Genomic DNA, 16396 nt, shown 5'->3' with positions numbered 1-16396 from the left:
GCGGCCATGCCGCAATTCTCGCCCCTTGTAGAGCACGCCTGGCGTCCCCATATTGGGGCAACCGATGCGTGAAGGAATGCAATCTTGAGCGACCTGTTACCCCGCCGCCTGGCCCAGCTTGGCGAGCGCGCCAACCTCTCCCTGCTTTCCCAGTGCCTGCACGGTATCGAGCGCGAATGCCTGCGCGTCGATGGCGATGGCCAGCTCGCGCTGACCCCGCACCCGGCTGCCCTCGGCTCGGCGCTGACCCACTCGCAGATCACCACCGACTATTCCGAGTCACTGCTGGAATTTATCACTCCGGCCGAGCCTGATCCGCAAACGACCCTGGACGATCTGGAGCGCATCCACCGTTTCGCCTACAGCAAGCTGGACGGCGAATACCTGTGGAGCCCGTCCATGCCCTGCGCCCTGCCGGACGAAGAGACGATCCCGATCGCCCGTTACGGCAGCTCGCATATCGGCGAACTCAAGTACGTGTACCGCAAGGGCCTGGCCCTGCGTTACGGCAAGACCATGCAATGCATCGCCGGCATCCATTACAACTTCTCCCTGCCCGACGCGCTGTGGCAGCTGCAGCAACAGGCCGAAGGCGACACGCGCAGCGCGCGGGATTACCAGTCGGCGCGCTATATCGCGCTGATCCGCAACTTCCGCCGCTACAGCTGGCTGCTGATGTACCTGTTCGGTGCCTCGCCGGCGCTGCACAAGGGCTTTATGCGCGGCCGCCCGCACCAGTTGCAGGAGCTGGACGACGAAACCCTCTACCTGCCCTACGCCACCAGCCTGCGCATGAGCGACCTGGGCTACCAGAGCACCGCCCAATCCGGCCTGACGCCCTGTTACAACGATCTGGCCAGCTACACCGACAGCCTGCGCCAGGCCGTCGGCACGCCCTACCCGCCCTATGTGGAAATCGGCGCGAAGAAGGATGGCCAGTGGCTGCAGCTGAACACCAACATTCTGCAGATCGAAAACGAGTACTACTCCAATATCCGTCCCAAGCGCGTGACCTACAGCGGCGAGCGGCCGATCCAGGCGCTGATGGCCCGCGGCGTGCAGTACGTTGAAGTGCGCTGCCTGGACATCAACCCCTTCCTGCCGCTGGGCATCGACCTGACCGAATCGCGCTTCCTCGATGCCTTCCTGCTGTTCTGCGCGCTGGCCGACAGCCCGCTGCTGGAAAGCGGCGAATGCCATGCCTGCACCGACAACTTCCTGGCCGTGGTCAAGGAAGGTCGGCGTCCGGGGCTGCAACTGCAGCGCCATGGTCAGCCGGTGGTCTTGCAGGCCTGGGCCAGCGAGTTACTGGAACAGATCCTGCCGCTGGCCGAGCTGCTCGACCAGAGCCAGGGCCACAGCCAGCACGTAGCGGCCCTGCAGGCGCAACAGGCCAAGGTCGAAGACGTCAGCCTGACGCCCTCCGCCCAGGTGCTGGCGCAGTTGCAACAAGGTGTCAGCTTTACCGAGTTCGCCCTGCGCCAGAGCAAGCTGCATGCCGAGTACTTCCGCAGCCAGCCCTTGAGCGCCGAACAGCAGGCCGCCTTCGAGGCCAGTGCGGCCCAGTCGCTGCAAGACCAGGCCGAGCTGGAAGCCCACGAGGAAGGCGATTTCGACAGCTTTGCCGCGGCCTATCAGGCCAGCATCCTGGCAATCGCCAACTGAGCCCAGACTAACTGCCGGCCCACCAGCGGCCGGCATGTCGTCAACTGCTTCACAAAACCAGTGAGCGGCGCAAAAACCAGGACCTACGGCTCAACACTCGCGGACTTATCCGGCTAGCATTAGCCTTGAACATCTAATGCGAGCTTGCCCCATGGCGTCCGCCACCTCGACCACGGAAGATCAGCACTGGAGCCTGGAAAGCCTCAACAAGGCTTATCAGCAGGGCTACATGGCCGGCCTCACCGGACAGCCCAACACCCCCCAGGGCCAGAGTGCCGAAGTGCTCACGGCAGCCTGGGAAGCCGGCTGGGATGATGGCAACGAGCAGTTCGAACAGCACAAACGCCGCAGCGCCTGACTCTCCTCGCTATTGATTCGCCCTGAACGCCGAGACTGATCGGAATCGGGGCTGGCATCGCCCCAATCCCACCGAACCCACCGTTAGCAGGCCGTTGAGAAACGTAGGCGAGGCAGGCGAGACAAGGCAAAAACAGGCGAAAAAGCGCAGTTTACGTGCTGTAAATGAGCATTTTGAGCCTGTTTTTAACGCCGTATCGGCAACGCAGGTAGTTTTTCAACGACCTGCTAGCCGCGCGACAATGCCGGAGTACGCGGCGGGATCACGCGCTTGCTCCCTGTCGACTCATAGGCCGCCGCCAGGCGCAGCAACGCCGAATCGTCGTAGGCGCGGCCGGCGAAGGTCAGCCCCATCGGCATGCCGATATCCGCCATCACCCCCATCGGCACGGTGACGGTGGGCACGCCCAGGTGGCGGATGGCGAGATTGCCATTGGCGACCCAGACCCCGTTGCTCCAGGCGATATCCGCAGACGCAGGGTTCACATCGGCATCGGCCGGGCCTACGTCGGCGACGGTGGGGAAAAGCACCGCGTCGAGCCGCAGCCCATCCATCCAGTCTTCCAGGTCGAGCTTGCGGGTCTGTTCCAGGCCGCGCAGGCCATCGGGCAGCGTAGCTATCTGGTCCCAGGGGGTGATGCCGCGCTCGGCCATGCGCACGTATTCGTCCATGCCGGCGGCCAGGTCGTCTTCGCGGTTGGGCAGCGTGCCCGGGTCATGGGGGAAAATCAGTGGGCCATCAACGTCGACCAGGCGGTTCAGCTTGGGATCACCGTTGGCCTGGAGGAAGTCATCGAAGCCCCAGGCTGACAGTTCCCACAGCTCGTCGTGGAGGAACTCCCTGGACACCAGGCCGCGGGTGAACACCGTCGGCGCACCGGGACGGTCGCCCTCGCAATTGGACACCAGGGGGAAATCCACCTCGATCACTTCCGCGCCCGCGGCTTCCAGCGTCTGCCGCGCCTGCTCCCACAGCTCGATCACCGAGGCACGGGTATGGATACGCTGCCCGGTCGGGCCGCCGATACCCGGTTTTTCGCTGGTGCCAGCCGCTTCGTCCTTGTTGATAAACATGCGCGGCACGCCGAAGCGCTTGCCGGCGAGGGCATCACGCGCGGCGGCGAGTTGCAGGTAGGAAGCCGGGCGCACCGCGGCGACGCTGGGAATCGGCACCCAAGGCTGCAGCCGCCACAGGTCACCACGTTTATCGGCGTCTTCCGCCACCACCACGTCAAGCACTTCGAGCAGGTCGGCCATGGTCCGCGCATAGGGCACCACCACGTCCATGGTCGGCGTCAGCGGCCAGTTGCCACGTACCGAGATCACCCCACGGGACGGCGTATAGGCGCACAGGCCGTTGTTCGACGCCGGCCCGCGGCCGCTCGACCAGGTTTCCTCGGCCAGGCCGAAGGCGGCGAAGCTGGCCGCGGTGGCCGTTCCGGCCCCGTTGGAGGAGCCCGAAGCGAAGGGCGCGGTGAGGTAGGCGGCGTTGTACGGGCTTTCCGCGCGGCCATAGACGCCGCGCTGCATGCCGCCGTTGGCCATGGGCGGCATATTGGTCTTGCCCAGGCAGATCGCCCCGGCGGCGCGCAGGCGTTCGACGGTGAAGGCGTCGCGGTAGGCGATCAGGTCCTTGAAGGCCGGGCTGCCGGAGGCGGCGGTCAGGCCCTTGACCAGATAGCTGTCCTTGGCCGTATAGGGGATGCCATCCAGCGGACCAAGGGTCTCGCCGCGGGCACGGCGGGCATCGGAGGCCTGGGCTTCCTTGAGCGCATCGGGGTTGTGCACCACGACTGCATTGAGCGCGGTGGGCGTATCGGGGCCATCGTAGGCCTCGATCCTGGCGCGATAGGCCTGGACCAGCTCGACCGCCGTGGTACGCCCGGACTCGAGCGCGGCACGCAGTTCGGCAATGGAAACCTCGGTTACTTCGATCATCTTGTCGCCCCTGGCTGCTGATGGGTTGTGCCATAAATGTCGCCATCACGCCGCACCTTCGGCTCGGGGACATCACTGATGGCAAAAACGGCTCTTAGTACCGCACCTCGCTGCACTGCATCACACGACAAGGTGAAGGATAGCCATTACAGATTTTTATTCGATACTAATCGATTAAAAATCCAAAATGAAGGCCGAATACGCTTTAAAAGCCGATTTTTATCGGATATAAATAGACCATCCACTGCAATGTCATGGCGTGCCATGGCAGCGCAACGGCGCTCTGCTAGGGTCAGATGACCCGCGAATTTCGAGTAAAGCAGACGTCTCATGATGGGTATCGCTTCGCTCAACCCATCCTACGACTTGCGCGTAACCCGGATAAAAGCCGGGGATTTTCCGTCACAACATCCCGGACTGCATCCGGCTACAGGTGAACCATGACCACACTGACCACGACTCCACGCGCCGATGGCTTCCGCATGCCGGCCGAGTGGGAACCCCACAGCCAGACCTGGATGGTCTGGCCCGAGCGCCCGGACAACTGGCGCCTGGGCGGCAAGCCGGCGCAGGCGGCCTTTAGTGCCGTGGCCATGGCGATCGCCGAATTCGAACCGGTCACCGTCTGCGCCTCGGCCGGGCAGTACGAGAATGCCCGCCAGCGCCTGGCCCACGACAATATTCGCGTGGTGGAAATCAGCACCGACGACGCCTGGGTACGCGACACCGGGCCGACCTTTGTCACCAACAGCAGTGGCGAAGTGCGCGGCGTGGACTGGGTGTTCAACGCCTGGGGCGGCCTCGATGGCGGCCTGTATGCCAACTGGGTGCGCGACGACCAGGTGGCGCGCAAGATCCTCGAGATCGAGCGCTGCGCCCGCTATCGCACCGAAGGCTTCGTGCTGGAAGGCGGCTCCATCCATGTGGACGGTGAAGGCACCCTGATCACCACCGAGGAATGCCTGCTCAACCGCAACCGCAACCCGCACCTGGGCCGCGCCGAGATCGAGCAGATGCTGCACGAGCATCTGGCCATCGACAGCGTGATCTGGCTGCCGGACGGCCTGTACAACGACGAAACCGACGGCCACGTCGACAACTTCTGCTGCTACGTGCGCCCCGGTGAAGTACTGCTGGCCTGGACCGACGATCCGCAGAACCCTAACTACCCGCGCTGCCAGGCCGCCATGGCGGTGCTGGAACAGGCACGCGATGCCAAGGGCCGCCAGCTGATCGTGCACAAGATGCCGATCCCCGGCCCGCTCTATGCCAGCGACGAAGAGTGCGCCGGGGTCGACCTGGTGGCCGGCAGCCAGGAGCGCGATCCGTCGATCCGCCTGGCCGGCTCCTACGTCAACTTCCTGATCGTCAACGGCGGCATCATCGCGCCGAGCTTCGACGACCCGCAGGATGCAGCCGCCCGCGCCATTCTCCAGCGCCTGTTCCCCGAGCACCGCGTGGTCATGGTGCCGGGACGCGAGATCCTCCTCGGCGGCGGCAATATCCACTGCATCACCCAGCAGCAGCCAGCTGCGCAGCAGGCCTGAGGCTGACCGCCGGCGAGGGTCTGCAGCCCTCGCCGGCGTTTAACGCAGCCGGCCCCGTCAGCCACCTCTGGTGTTACCCTGACGCCCATGAATTCGAGCAAGCCCAGCCCCGACCCGCACGCCGAGCCCCATAGCCGTACCGAAGGCGACCCTATCCTGCAGGCGCTCAAGGCCGGCAAGAACAAGCGCGTGCGCAAACTGCTGGGGCGCATGCACCCGGCCAAGATCGCCGCCATGCTGGAGATGCTCGACACGCGCCAGCGCCAAAGCCTCTGGCAGCAGATCGAATCGAGCCTGGAAGGCCGCATCCTGCCCCACCTCAGCCTGGAGCTGATTGCCCAGCTCGCCGGCGACGCCAACGACCCGCTGCCGCCGCGCCCGGACGGCGATCGCCCTGGGGCCAGCGTCAACCACCTGGAAGCCGTGCGCCAGGCCCTGGCCCTGGGCAAACTCAAGCGGGTTGGCAAACTGCTCCAGAGCATGCATCCGGCCAAGGTCGCCGGCCTGCTCGAAGCCCTGCCCCCCGTCGAGCGGCGTGCCGCCTGGAGCATGCTCGAGACCGAACGCAGCGGCAAAGTGCTGACCTACCTGCACGACGAAATCCGCGGCGCACTGGCGCTGGAGCTGGACCTGGAAGACCTGATCGCCTCGGCCGAGCACCTGGAGCTGGATGACCGCGTCGACCTGATCCAGACCCTGCCCGGCGAGCTCGGCAGCAAACTGCTGCATGCCAGCAACGCGGCGCAGCGCCAGCAGCTCGAGTCAATGCTGAGCTACCCCGAGGACTCGGCCGGCGGCCTGATGAACGCCGACCCGATCCTGGTCCGGGCCGACGTTAAGGCCAGCACCGTGCTGCGCTACCTGCGCCTGCTGGAAAAGCTGCCGCCGCAAACCGATATGCTGATGGTGGTGGACCGCAAGGGCCATTATCAGGGCGCGCTGCGCCTGAGCAGCCTGGTCACCGCCGACCTCGGCCAGCGTGTGGACGAGCTGATGCACAGCGATATCGCCGGGATTGCCGTGAACACCAGCAGCCGCGAGGTCGCCCGACTGTTCCAGGATCTCGACCTGCTGTCCGCCCCCGTGGTCGACGAACACAACACGCTGCTCGGACGCATCACCGTCGACGACGTGGTCGACCTGATACGTGAAGACTCCGAGCGGGCGCTGATGCAGATGGCCGGCCTCGACGACGAAGCCGACATCTTCGCCCCGGTGCTGGTCAGTTCGCGGCGGCGCGCGGTCTGGCTGGGCATCAACCTGATCACCGCCTTTAGCGCGGCCTGGGTCATCGGCCTGTTCCAGGCCACCCTGGAACAGCTGGTGGCCCTCGCCGTGCTGATGCCCATCGTGGCCAGTATGGGCGGTATCGCCGGCAGCCAGACCCTGACCCTGGTGATCCGCGGCCTGGCCCTGGGTCAGGTGCAGAAAGGCAATATTCGCATCCTGCTCAACCGCGAGCTGGGCATCTCCATCCTCAACGGCCTGCTCTGGTCGGTGGTGATCGCCCTGCTCGCCGTCCTGTGGTTCGGCGACTGGGGCATAGGCGCGGTGCTCGGCGTTGCCATCCTGGTCAACCTGCTGTGCGCGGCCCTGGCCGGCTGGGGCATCCCGCTGCTGCTCCAACGCATGGGCATCGACCCGGCGCTGGCAGGCAGCGTGATCCTCACCACAGTGACCGATGTGGTCGGGTTTTTCGCCTTCCTTGGCCTGGCCACCCTGTTGCTGCTTTAGGTTTTACGCTTGCAGGTATTGATCCCCAGCAGCGGATAGGCCGGACAGAAGCGAAACAGGCCGGTCGCCAGGGGCACGACGCCGATCCAGCCCCACAGGCCGATCGCGCCACTGAGGCTCAGGCCAATCAGAATCAGGCCTGCGGCGATGCGCAGGCTGCGGTCGATGGTGCCAACGTTTGCTTTCATGGTGACCTCCTCGGTCATGCTGCGCGCCGGTTCTCCAGCACGCTGAACAACAACATCCCGGCCAGCATGGCCAGAACGAACAACAACACCTGCCAGTGCCCGCTAAGCAGAATCGCCAGCGCCGGCCCCGGGCAGATACCCGCAATCCCCCAGCCGACGCCGAACAGCAGGCTGCCGCCGATCAGCCGTCGATCCAGGTTGCGCTTGTTCGGCAGCTGCATGGGCGCGTCCAGCAGCGTCAGGCTTTGCTGACGGGCCCAGCGAAAGGGCAGCACGGCCACGGCGATGGCCGCCAGCATCACCAGTGCCAGGGATGGATCCCAGGCCCCGGCCAGGTCGAGAAAGCCCAACACCTTGGCCGGGTTGGCCATGCCGGCCAGCAACAGACCGACGCCGAAGATCAGCCCGGCCAGTAATGCAGTCAGTTTGCGCATGATCAGCCTCCCAACAGATGACGTAGGACAAATACCGTGGCGAAACCCGCGGCCATAAAGGCCAGGGTCGCCGCCAGCGAACGGGGCGACAGCCGGGAAATCCCGCACACCCCGTGGCCGCTGGTGCAGCCTGCTCCATAGCGGGTGCCGACCCCCACCAGCAAGCCGGCCAGAGTCAGGCTCAGCCAGCCGCCTTGGAACTCGATCGGCGGCAGGGCAGCGAACAGCCCCCAGAGCAAAGGTGCGAGCAGCAGGCCGAGAAGAAACAGGGCCTTCTCGCCACGCCCCTCACCGCCTTCCACGACCGCACCGAGCAGGCCGCTTATGCCGGCGATACGTCCGTTGAGAACCACGAACAGCGCCGCCGCCAGGCCGATCAGGGCCCCGCCACCCAGGGCGCTCCAGGGCGTGAAATTAAGCCAGTCGATGGTCATTGCGGCTCTCCTACGCAGAACAGTTGATAGAGGGTGTTGATCACCGCCAGGGCCGCCGGGCTGCAGATCCGGTAATGGATCTGCTTGCCCTCGCGGCGGGTCTGCACCAGGCCCTCGCGGCGCAGCACCGCCAGTTGCTGGGACAGGGTCGGCTGCTGGATGCCCAGCAGGGTTTCCAGCTCGCTGACATTGCGCTCGCCCTGGGACAGCTGGCAGAGCAGCAGCAGGCGGTCGGGATTGCCCAGGGCCTTGAGCAGCTGCCCCGCCGCATCGGCATTGGCGCGCAGTTGCTGAATATCGAGGGGGGTGTCGGAAGCATTCATCGGGCGGCACTCAATTAAGACAAAAACAATTTATTCTTTTGTATATTGAATAGCAAGCCCTGCCAAACGACCCGCACACAATCGGCAGGCATAAAAAACCCGGAACAGAGTCCCGGGTTTTCTGGTGGCTAAGCAGGCTGAACTGGATGCAACAGCTCAGCCGCGCACTGCGCCGATCAGAACAGCGGCAGGGTGTAGCTGACGATCAGACGGTTCTGGTCGATATCGCGGCTGAAGTTGTTGCGCATGGTCGCGTTGCGCCACTTGATGCCGAGGTTCTTGAAGGTACCGTCCTGAACCACATAGGCGATATCCATGTTGCGCTCCCACTCCTTGCCTTCTGGATTGGCACCACGGTCGATATTGTCGCCGGTCAGGTAGCGGGTCATAAAGGTCAGGCCCGGGATGCCAATGGAGGCGAAGTTGAAGTCGTAACGGGCCTGCCAGGAGGTTTCGTCCTTGGCAGCGAAGTTGCCGACCTGTACGTAGTTGACCAGGAAGGGGTCGACGCTGTCGCCAATATAGGCAAAGCCGGTATCGCCGCTCATGTTCTGGTAGCCCAGGCCGAAGCTGTGGCCGCTGATGGCGTAGGTGAACATGGCACCGAAGGCCTTGTTGTCTACGTTGCTCGAACCGTCATCGGTGGAGCGCGCATAGCGCAGGTCGCTCTTGAGCGACTGCTTGTCGGCCAGCGGCAGCACATGCACCAGGTTGAAGGAGTGCTGCTTGTACAGGTCTTCCAGGTTGCTGTAGTAGTAGCCGCCGGTCAGGTTGTCGGTCAGCTTGTAGTTGCCGCCGGCAAAGATGAACTGATTGGCCTGGTTGGCACCGCTGACGGTGATGCCGCTATTGGTGAAGGTGTTCAGGCGCATGTCCTGATAGTCGCTGGAGTTGCGGTTGTTGACCTCGTCCAGATAACCCAGGTCGAGGGTCAGGCCGGCAATATCCTTGGACACCAGGTTGGCACCGCGGAAGACCTGGGGCAGCAGACGGCTGTCGCTGGAGCCGACGGCCTGGTTCTTCAACTGCAGGGCACCGACCTTGAGCACGCTCTCGGATACCTTGGCCTTGGCCGTCAGGCCCAGACCACCGTAGTTGTCCTGGGAGCCACCGGAACGATCCGGGTTGAGCAGGCCGCTGCCGGCGGTGCCGTCACCGGAATCCAGCTTGAAGCCGAAAGTGGCTAGCGCATCGACGCCGAAACCTACCGTGCCTTCGGTGTAACCCGACTCCATGCGCAGCAGAAAGCCCTGAGCCCATTCTTCTGACTTGGACTGGCCGGCATCCTCGCGGAAATCGCTGTTGTAATAGAAGTTGCGCGCTTCAATGCTGGCTTTGCTGTCTTCGATAAATGCCGCAGTGGCGACTTGGCTCAGGGACAAGCCCAGGGTGCTGGCGGCGACGGCCAGGGCCAGGGAGGTCTTTCTCATTGTGATAGCTCCAGTTGTGTGTGGGTGGCACATCGGCACGGCACAGGGCTTCACCAGGTGAAGGGGCAGGCACGCACCGAATTCAGGGGCTTTTGCACCCGGAGCCAGACGCAGCGGCGCGCAGATGCGCAGCGGACAGGCGACGGAGCAATAAGCGGAATCAGGCGTGCATGCGCAGACAGGAGGCGCAAATCGAAGTCAGGCGACAGGGCATCGGGCAGGTAGGGATCATGGCGCGGCTCTCGGTCTTTTTATTATTGGCCGCAGATGGGAACGGCCGTTCTATACGGAGCCCTACGCAGATACTGTGCCAGTCCCTGCATTAATGCAGCCGAGCGCTCTAGCGCAGGCTTCGAGCGCAACAGAGAAAAAAGATCGGGGGATTATCGGAGCCGCACAACAGGCGGTTTTTCGCCGAATGGCGAGTGGCAACAGGCGGTTTTTCGCCATAACCACCAGCGGCCTGCGACAGCTGCAAACCGCCCGCTCAGTCGACCACTATCTGGTTCTTGCCCTGGCGCTTGGCCCGGTACATGGCGGCATCGGCACGGGTGTAGAGGGCGTCCAGGGTCAGGTCCTCGACGCGCAGGCTGGTCAGGCCCTGACTAAGGGTGACGCCGAACGGGGTACCTTCGTGGCTAAAGCGTATACGCCGCACCTCGCGCTGCAGGCGCTCGGCAATCTGCATGGCCAGGGCCGGCTCGCAACGGGGGAAGAGCGCGGCGAACTCTTCGCCGCCAATACGCCCGAACAGGTCGCCGCGCCGCAGCGTGGAAGCACCGCTGTAGGCCAGACGCTGCAGGACCTGATCGCCCATCTGGTGACCGTAGCGGTCATTGATCAGCTTGAAGTCGTCCAGGTCGACCAGCAGAAAGGCCAGCGGGCTGCCGTATTCGCGGGCCTGCTCGAACTCGCGCTGGGCGCACTCGAAGAAATGTCGGCGATTGCTGCTCTGGGTCAGCACATCGGTGGTGGCCAGGCGGTGCAGTTCGCCTTCCAGCTGCTTCTTCTCGGTGATGTCCTCGGCGATACCGACAATGATCTGCGCCCTGCCAGCGGGGCTCTGGCGGCTGACGAAGCATTTGTCGCTGAGCCAGCGCAGTTGGCCGTCGCTGCGGATGATGCGGTACTCGCGAGCCTCGACCGCGCCGGCCTCCAGGACCTGGGCCAGGCTCTCGGCGGCGTAGTCCAGGTCGTCCGGGTAGATGCTGTTGCGCCACTCGTCATAACTGGCCAGCAGCAGGGCAGCGGAGCGGCCGAAGATGCGCTCGTAGGCGGGGCTGACATAGACGACCCGCTGGGCTTCCCAATCGAAGGCCCAGAGCACGGCATTGACGCTGCCCAGCAGGGTGCTGAACAGCTGCTCGCGCTCCTGCAGCCGCGCGACTTCGCCGCGAGTGTGCAATAGCGCCAGGGTCAACTCCTCATGCTCGAGTTGCAGTCTGCTCACTTCATCCATAAACGCCGCCGGGGTGCACAGTGCTTAAGCAATATCAGGAGCATATGTCAGAAACAAAAAACCCGCCGGGCCAGGCGGGTTATTTGCGTCAGGCCCTATCAGGCGCTGACGGTCGGCCGCAGCGAATAGGTTTTCAGCTGCTCGGCGAATTCGCGCAGCGACTGAATGCCGCTGGCCTCGGCCTCATGCACCCATTGCTTGATGGCTTCGAGCATGTCGTGGCCATTGGCGCTGGTCTTGACCCAGATCTGCTGCAGGGCCAGACGCTTCTCGTAGATCACCTTGAGCGCCTGGCTTTGCTCCAGCACGCGCTGGATACGCAGCTGATGCCCTTCGTCGAGCAGGCTCGGCTCGCGGGCCAGCAGGCGCTTGGCGCGGTGGAAATGATGGCGCATCGAGGCGTCGGCCTTGGCCAGCTCCTGCTTGACCAGGGGTCCGATCACCAGCTTGCGGTACTGCGCCATGATCTGGAACCTGTTGTTGAGAATCGCCATGGCGGTGTCCATGTCGAGGCTGCGCTTGCCTTCCACCCGGTGGGCGATTGGCGCGACGCGCTGCACCTTGGCCAGGCCCAGCAGACTGAACAGCCTGATCCAGAACCAGCCCATGTCGAATTCCCACTTCTTCACCGACAACTTGGCCGAGTTCGGGTAGGTGTGGTGGTTGTTATGCAGCTCTTCGCCGCCGATCAGGATGCCCCAGGGCAGCAGATTGGTCGCGGCATCGCGGCATTCGAAGTTGCGATAGCCGACTGCGTGGCCGAGGCCGTTGATCACACCGGCCGCCCATACCGGGATCCACATCATCTGGACCGCCCAGATGGTGATACCCGCCGCGCCGAACAGGGCCAGATCGATGACCGCCATCAGGCTGATACCGGCCATGGGGAAACGCGAATAGAGGTTGCGCTCGACCCAGTCTTCCGGGCAGTTCTTGCCGTAGATACGCAGGGTTTCCGGGTTTTTCGCCTCTTCGGCGTAGAGTTCGGCACCTGTGCGCAGCACGGTGCTCAGACCCTTGATCACCGGGCTGTGCGGGTCATCCACGGTCTCGCATTTGGCGTGGTGCTTGCGGTGGATCGCGGTCCATTCGCGGGTGTTCTGCGCCGTGGTCAGCCACAGCCAGAAACGGAAGAAATGCTTGAGCGCAGGATGCAGCTCCAGGGCGCGGTGGGCCGAGTAACGATGCAGATAGACTGTGACGCTGACGATAGTCACATGCGTCATCAGCAGGGTGACCGCAATCAGTTGCCAGATCGACAGGTCGAGAAAACCGTTGTACCACATGGGGATCGAGTGCCTCGTGTAAAGAAGAACGCAGCCTGTTGCTACGACAGACTACGGCATTATCCCTGACCCGGATCAGAAAACCAGTTGGTCTTTTGGATAAGAATGCCGGCCCCGCGTTAGCACCTATACTGCCCAGCAGATCAAAAGGACTGACTACTCCCTATGAATGTTCCCCACAGCGCCCGGCGTCTGACCCTCGCCTACACCCTGGCTGCCGGCCTCTGGGTAGCATTCAGCGACTCCGTGGTCGCGGCCCTCGGCCTCTCGCTCGAGCAACTGGAGTCCGTACAGCTGATCAAGGGGTTGCTCTTCGTCCTGCTAACCGGCGTGCTGCTGTACTGGGTGCTGCGCACCTATCAACAGCAGCAGCAGCGCGCCAACCTGGTCCTGAGCGACAGCGAAACCCGCCTGAGCCGCGCCCTGAGTGCGGCCAGGGATGGCATGTGGGAATGGGACCTGCATACCCGCACGGTGTTCTTCTCCCCCGATTACACCAACCTGCTCGGCCTGCCGCCGGGCGGCCTGGGCAACGACCAGGAAAACTGGCTGCAACGCCTGCACCCCGACGACCGTGAGCATTTCCAGCGCAGCCTGGAACAACGCCTGAGCAACGCCAGCCAGGATCCCTACGAAGTCAGCTATCGCCTGCGCCACAAGGATGACACCTACCGCTGGATTCAATCCCGCGGCCGCCTGCTGCTGGACGACCAGGGCCGCCCGGAGCGGATGATCGGCACGGCCAGCGACATCACCCAGCGGCGCAACGACGAAGACAGCCTGCGCCAGGCCGCTGCGGTCTTCGACGCCACCCAGGAAGGGGTACTGGTCACCGATGCCAAGCAGCACATCGTCCACTGCAACCCGGCCTTTACCCGGATCACCGGCTATAGCCAGGAGGAAATCCTCGGCCAGCAGCCCAGCCTGCTGAAGTCCGGGCGCCACGACCAGGACTTCTACAACAGCCTCTGGCATGCTCTGCAAAGCCGCGGCGGCTGGAGCGGTGAGGTGTGGAACAGGCGCAAGAACGGCGAGATCTATCCACAGTGGCAGAATATCCGCGTCATTCGCGACGAAGAGGGCGAGATCAGCCACTACGTCGCGGTGTTCTCCGATATCACCGCGCTCAAGCGCTCCCAGAGTGAACTGGACTACCTGGCCCATCACGACCCCCTGAGCAACCTGCCCAACCGCCTGCTGTTCACCGAGCGGGTCGAGACCGCGCTGGAGCGCGGGCAACGCGACAAACGCCGCGGGGCCGTGCTGCTGGTCGACCTAGACCACTTCAAGCTCATCAATGAAAGCCTCGGCCACGCCACCGGCGACCTGCTGCTCAAGGAGGTTGGCGAACGCCTGCGCCAGCAGTTTCAGGGTGCCATGACCCTGGCGCGCCTGGGCGGCGACGAATTCGGCCTGCTCTGTGAAGACTGCGCCACGGCCGAGCAGGCGGCCGGTCTGGCCCAACAGCTGCTCAACTGCCTGAGCCAGCCTTTCGTGGTCAATAACCATGAGCTGTTTATCGGGGCCAGTGTCGGCATCAGCCTGTTTCCCGGCGACGCCGACAATGTCGCCCAGGTGCTGCGCAACGTCGATTCCGCGCTGTTCAAGGCCAAGAGCAGCGGCCGCGAGGGCTATGCCTTCTACGCCCAGGAGCTGACCGAATACGCACGCCAGCGGGTCGAACTGGTCAGCGCCCTGCGCCATGCCCTGGAGCACGACGAATTGCGCGTGTATTACCAGCCACTGATGTGCCTGCGCAGCCGGCAGATGATCGGGGTCGAAGCCCTGGTGCGCTGGCAGCACCCGCAACGCGGCCTGGTGCCGCCGGGGGAATTTATTCCGATCGCCGAGGAAAGCGGGCTGATCGGTGCCATCGACGCCTGGGTGCTGGACAAGGCCTGCCGGCAGATGGTCGCCTGGCAGGCCGCCGACTATGCCCTGCGCTTTGTCGCGGTGAATGTTTCCAGCCGCCTGTTCAGCCGCGGCGAGCTGGATAGCCGGGTGGCCCAGGTACTGGCCGACACCGGCCTCGACCCGGCCTTCCTCGAACTGGAGGTCACCGAAAGCGCGGTGATGGACAACCCCGACGCGGCCCTGGCCCTGCTCGAGCGCCTGCGCGCCCTGGGCGTGCGCCTGGCCATCGACGACTTCGGTACCGGCTACAGCTCCCTGGCCCGCCTCAAGCGCATGCCGGTGCACAAGCTGAAACTCGACCAGAGCTTCGTCATGGGCCTGCCCCACGACCAGGACGATGTCGCCATCACCCGTGCGGTCATCGCCCTGGGCCACAGCCTGGGGCTCAAGGTATTGGCCGAGGGGATCGAACAGCTGGAGCAGGTCGAGCTGCTCGAACAACTGGGCTGCGACCATGCCCAGGGTTACTATTTCGGCCGCCCGCAACCGGCCGAGGCCCTGCTCGCGCAGTTGCCCCTGGTGCACTGCGCAACGGCCCCGCTGGAGCATGAATAGACCATGCGCGTGATGATTCTCGAAGACGATGTCTGGATCGCCGACCTGCTCAAGCAGATCGTCCACAGTCTGCGCCCCGGCACCCAGGTGATTTGCCATGCCAGCCTGGGCAAGGCCATGAACGACTGGCAGAGCCAGACCGCCGACCTGCTGATCTGCGACTGGAACCTGCCCGACGGCCCGGGTACCACGCTGCTCGAACGGGTACGCCAGGACGACCAGCAGGTCCCGCTGGTGATGGTCACAGGCCGCGCCGACCGCGACAGCGTGCTGGCCGTGCGCTCGCTGCGGATCAGCGCCTTTATCAGCAAGCCGTTTCAAGTGCCCAAGGTGCTCGAGTGCCTGGACCGCCTGCTGCCGGCCTTCAGCGACACCCCCACTGTCGCCGCCAGCAGCGCCGGCAGCTTTATCGAGTTTCTCGACAGCCAGGCCGACAGTGCGTTGGACCTGCCCCTGCAGACGGGCATGCAGGCCAAGCTCGACGCGCTTGGCCGCCAGCAGCCCAACGTGCGTCAGCTGCAGCAGGCCTGGCAGGATGACCCGACCCTCACCGGTCGCCTGCTGGCCGCCGCCAACAGTCGCCAGTACAACACCTCGGCCACCCCCTGCCTGAGCCTGGGCCAGGCGCTGCAGATCCTCGGTCCGACCACCAGCCTGAATATCGGCATAGGCCTGGGCCTGAATCCCGCCAGCCAGCTGGATGATGCCGAACTGCGCCTGCAGGCCGAGGCGCAGCTGCAGCAGATCGACAACCTGCACCCGCGCGTGGCCGAACTGGCCCAGGCCTGCCGCCTCGACCCCGCGCCGCTGCACAGCGCCGCCCTGCTCTACCGCATGGGCGAGCTGTGCCTGCTACAGCAGGCGCAGCTCTGGCGCAACGCTGGCCACAGCCTGTCCCTGGAAGAGTTGAGCCGGGCCATGGACAAGGCCAGCAGCGTGCTGGCCAACCGCCTGAAAGCCCACTGGCACCTGCCCACCCCGCTGCGCGACCTGATCGGGGCCTGCTATGCGCTGCCGACCATCAATACTCGCCGCGAGGCCATCGTCATGCACCTGGCGGCCAGCGAACAGGCCGCCGTACCCGATGCCGACAAACTCGCCCGTCTACGCCGCCTGGCGGGCCTGCCCTGAA

The 16396-nt window shown here is 64.4% G+C and carries 14 protein-coding genes; 6 read left to right on the top strand and 8 right to left on the bottom strand.

Features of this window, described 5'->3' with window-relative positions; translation table 11 throughout:
- Positions 1-84: 84 nt before the first annotated feature.
- Positions 85-1665 carry a glutamate--cysteine ligase gene (gshA, locus tag WMW70_RS00885; RefSeq protein WP_341435643.1) on the top strand — a complete coding sequence of 527 codons (1581 nt, stop codon included), beginning with the start codon at positions 85-87 and terminating at the stop codon, positions 1663-1665.
- A 151-nt stretch (positions 1666-1816) separates the two neighbouring features.
- A complete protein-coding gene (rmf, locus tag WMW70_RS00880; RefSeq protein WP_341435642.1) occupies positions 1817-2023 on the top strand; it encodes a ribosome modulation factor in 207 nt (68 codons plus the stop codon).
- A 227-nt stretch (positions 2024-2250) separates the two neighbouring features.
- On the opposite strand, the gene WMW70_RS00875 is transcribed toward rmf, so the two are convergent.
- Positions 2251-3960 (bottom strand): amidase, encoded by a 1710-nt coding sequence (locus WMW70_RS00875; protein ID WP_341435641.1) that lies wholly within the window; start codon positions 3958-3960, stop codon positions 2251-2253.
- 440 nt (positions 3961-4400) lie between these two features.
- Between WMW70_RS00875 and aguA the strand changes: the two genes are divergently transcribed.
- Both aguA and mgtE read left to right on the top strand, forming a co-directional pair.
- Positions 4401-5507 carry an agmatine deiminase gene (aguA, locus tag WMW70_RS00870; RefSeq protein ID WP_341435640.1) on the top strand — a complete coding sequence of 369 codons (1107 nt, stop codon included), beginning with the start codon at positions 4401-4403 and terminating at the stop codon, positions 5505-5507.
- An 87-nt stretch (positions 5508-5594) separates the two neighbouring features.
- Positions 5595-7241, top strand: a complete 1647-nt coding sequence (gene mgtE / locus WMW70_RS00865; protein ID WP_341435639.1) for a magnesium transporter — start codon at positions 5595-5597, stop codon at positions 7239-7241.
- On the opposite strand, the gene WMW70_RS00860 is transcribed toward mgtE, so the two are convergent.
- From WMW70_RS00860 to desA, 7 genes are all read right to left on the bottom strand, one after another.
- On the bottom strand, positions 7238-7429 hold the full coding sequence (locus WMW70_RS00860; RefSeq protein WP_341435638.1) for a YgaP family membrane protein: 192 nt from the start codon (positions 7427-7429) through the stop codon (positions 7238-7240). The genes mgtE and WMW70_RS00860 overlap by 4 nt on opposite strands.
- A gap of 14 nt (positions 7430-7443) precedes the next feature.
- Positions 7444-7863: a DUF6691 family protein gene (locus WMW70_RS00855; protein ID WP_341435637.1), complete on the bottom strand. Its 420-nt coding sequence runs from the start codon at positions 7861-7863 to the stop codon at positions 7444-7446.
- Between the two features lie 2 nt (positions 7864-7865).
- The gene (locus tag WMW70_RS00850; protein ID WP_341435636.1) at positions 7866-8297 is read right to left on the bottom strand and encodes a YeeE/YedE family protein; all 432 of its coding nucleotides are present in this window, start codon (positions 8295-8297) and stop codon (positions 7866-7868) included.
- Positions 8294-8620: an ArsR/SmtB family transcription factor gene (locus WMW70_RS00845; protein WP_341435635.1), complete on the bottom strand. Its 327-nt coding sequence runs from the start codon at positions 8618-8620 to the stop codon at positions 8294-8296. The genes WMW70_RS00850 and WMW70_RS00845 overlap by 4 nt, the downstream gene beginning before the upstream one ends.
- Before the next feature lie 176 nt (positions 8621-8796).
- Positions 8797-10050: an OprD family porin gene (locus WMW70_RS00840; RefSeq protein ID WP_341435634.1), complete on the bottom strand. Its 1254-nt coding sequence runs from the start codon at positions 10048-10050 to the stop codon at positions 8797-8799.
- 487 nt (positions 10051-10537) lie between these two features.
- A complete protein-coding gene (locus tag WMW70_RS00835; RefSeq protein ID WP_341435633.1) occupies positions 10538-11509 on the bottom strand; it encodes a GGDEF domain-containing protein in 972 nt (323 codons plus the stop codon).
- Positions 11510-11607: 98 nt separating this feature from the next.
- Positions 11608-12795, bottom strand: coding sequence for a delta-9 fatty acid desaturase DesA (gene desA, locus WMW70_RS00830; RefSeq protein WP_341435632.1), 1188 nt, complete (start codon positions 12793-12795; stop codon positions 11608-11610).
- A gap of 165 nt (positions 12796-12960) precedes the next feature.
- On the opposite strand from desA, the gene dibA reads away from it, so the two are divergent.
- Together dibA and WMW70_RS00820 are read left to right on the top strand one after the other, a co-directional pair.
- On the top strand, positions 12961-15264 hold the full coding sequence (gene dibA / locus WMW70_RS00825; protein ID WP_341435631.1) for a phosphodiesterase DibA: 2304 nt from the start codon (positions 12961-12963) through the stop codon (positions 15262-15264).
- Positions 15265-15267: 3 nt separating this feature from the next.
- Positions 15268-16395: a response regulator gene (locus tag WMW70_RS00820; protein ID WP_341435630.1), complete on the top strand. Its 1128-nt coding sequence runs from the start codon at positions 15268-15270 to the stop codon at positions 16393-16395.
- Position 16396 lies beyond the last annotated feature (1 nt).

This window comes from Pseudomonas sp. XK-1, from assembly GCF_038069885.1.
GTDB lineage: Bacteria > Pseudomonadota > Gammaproteobacteria > Pseudomonadales > Pseudomonadaceae > Aquipseudomonas.
Note: the sequence above shows the minus strand (reverse complement) of the source record. Positions and strands in the feature narration are given on the sequence as shown.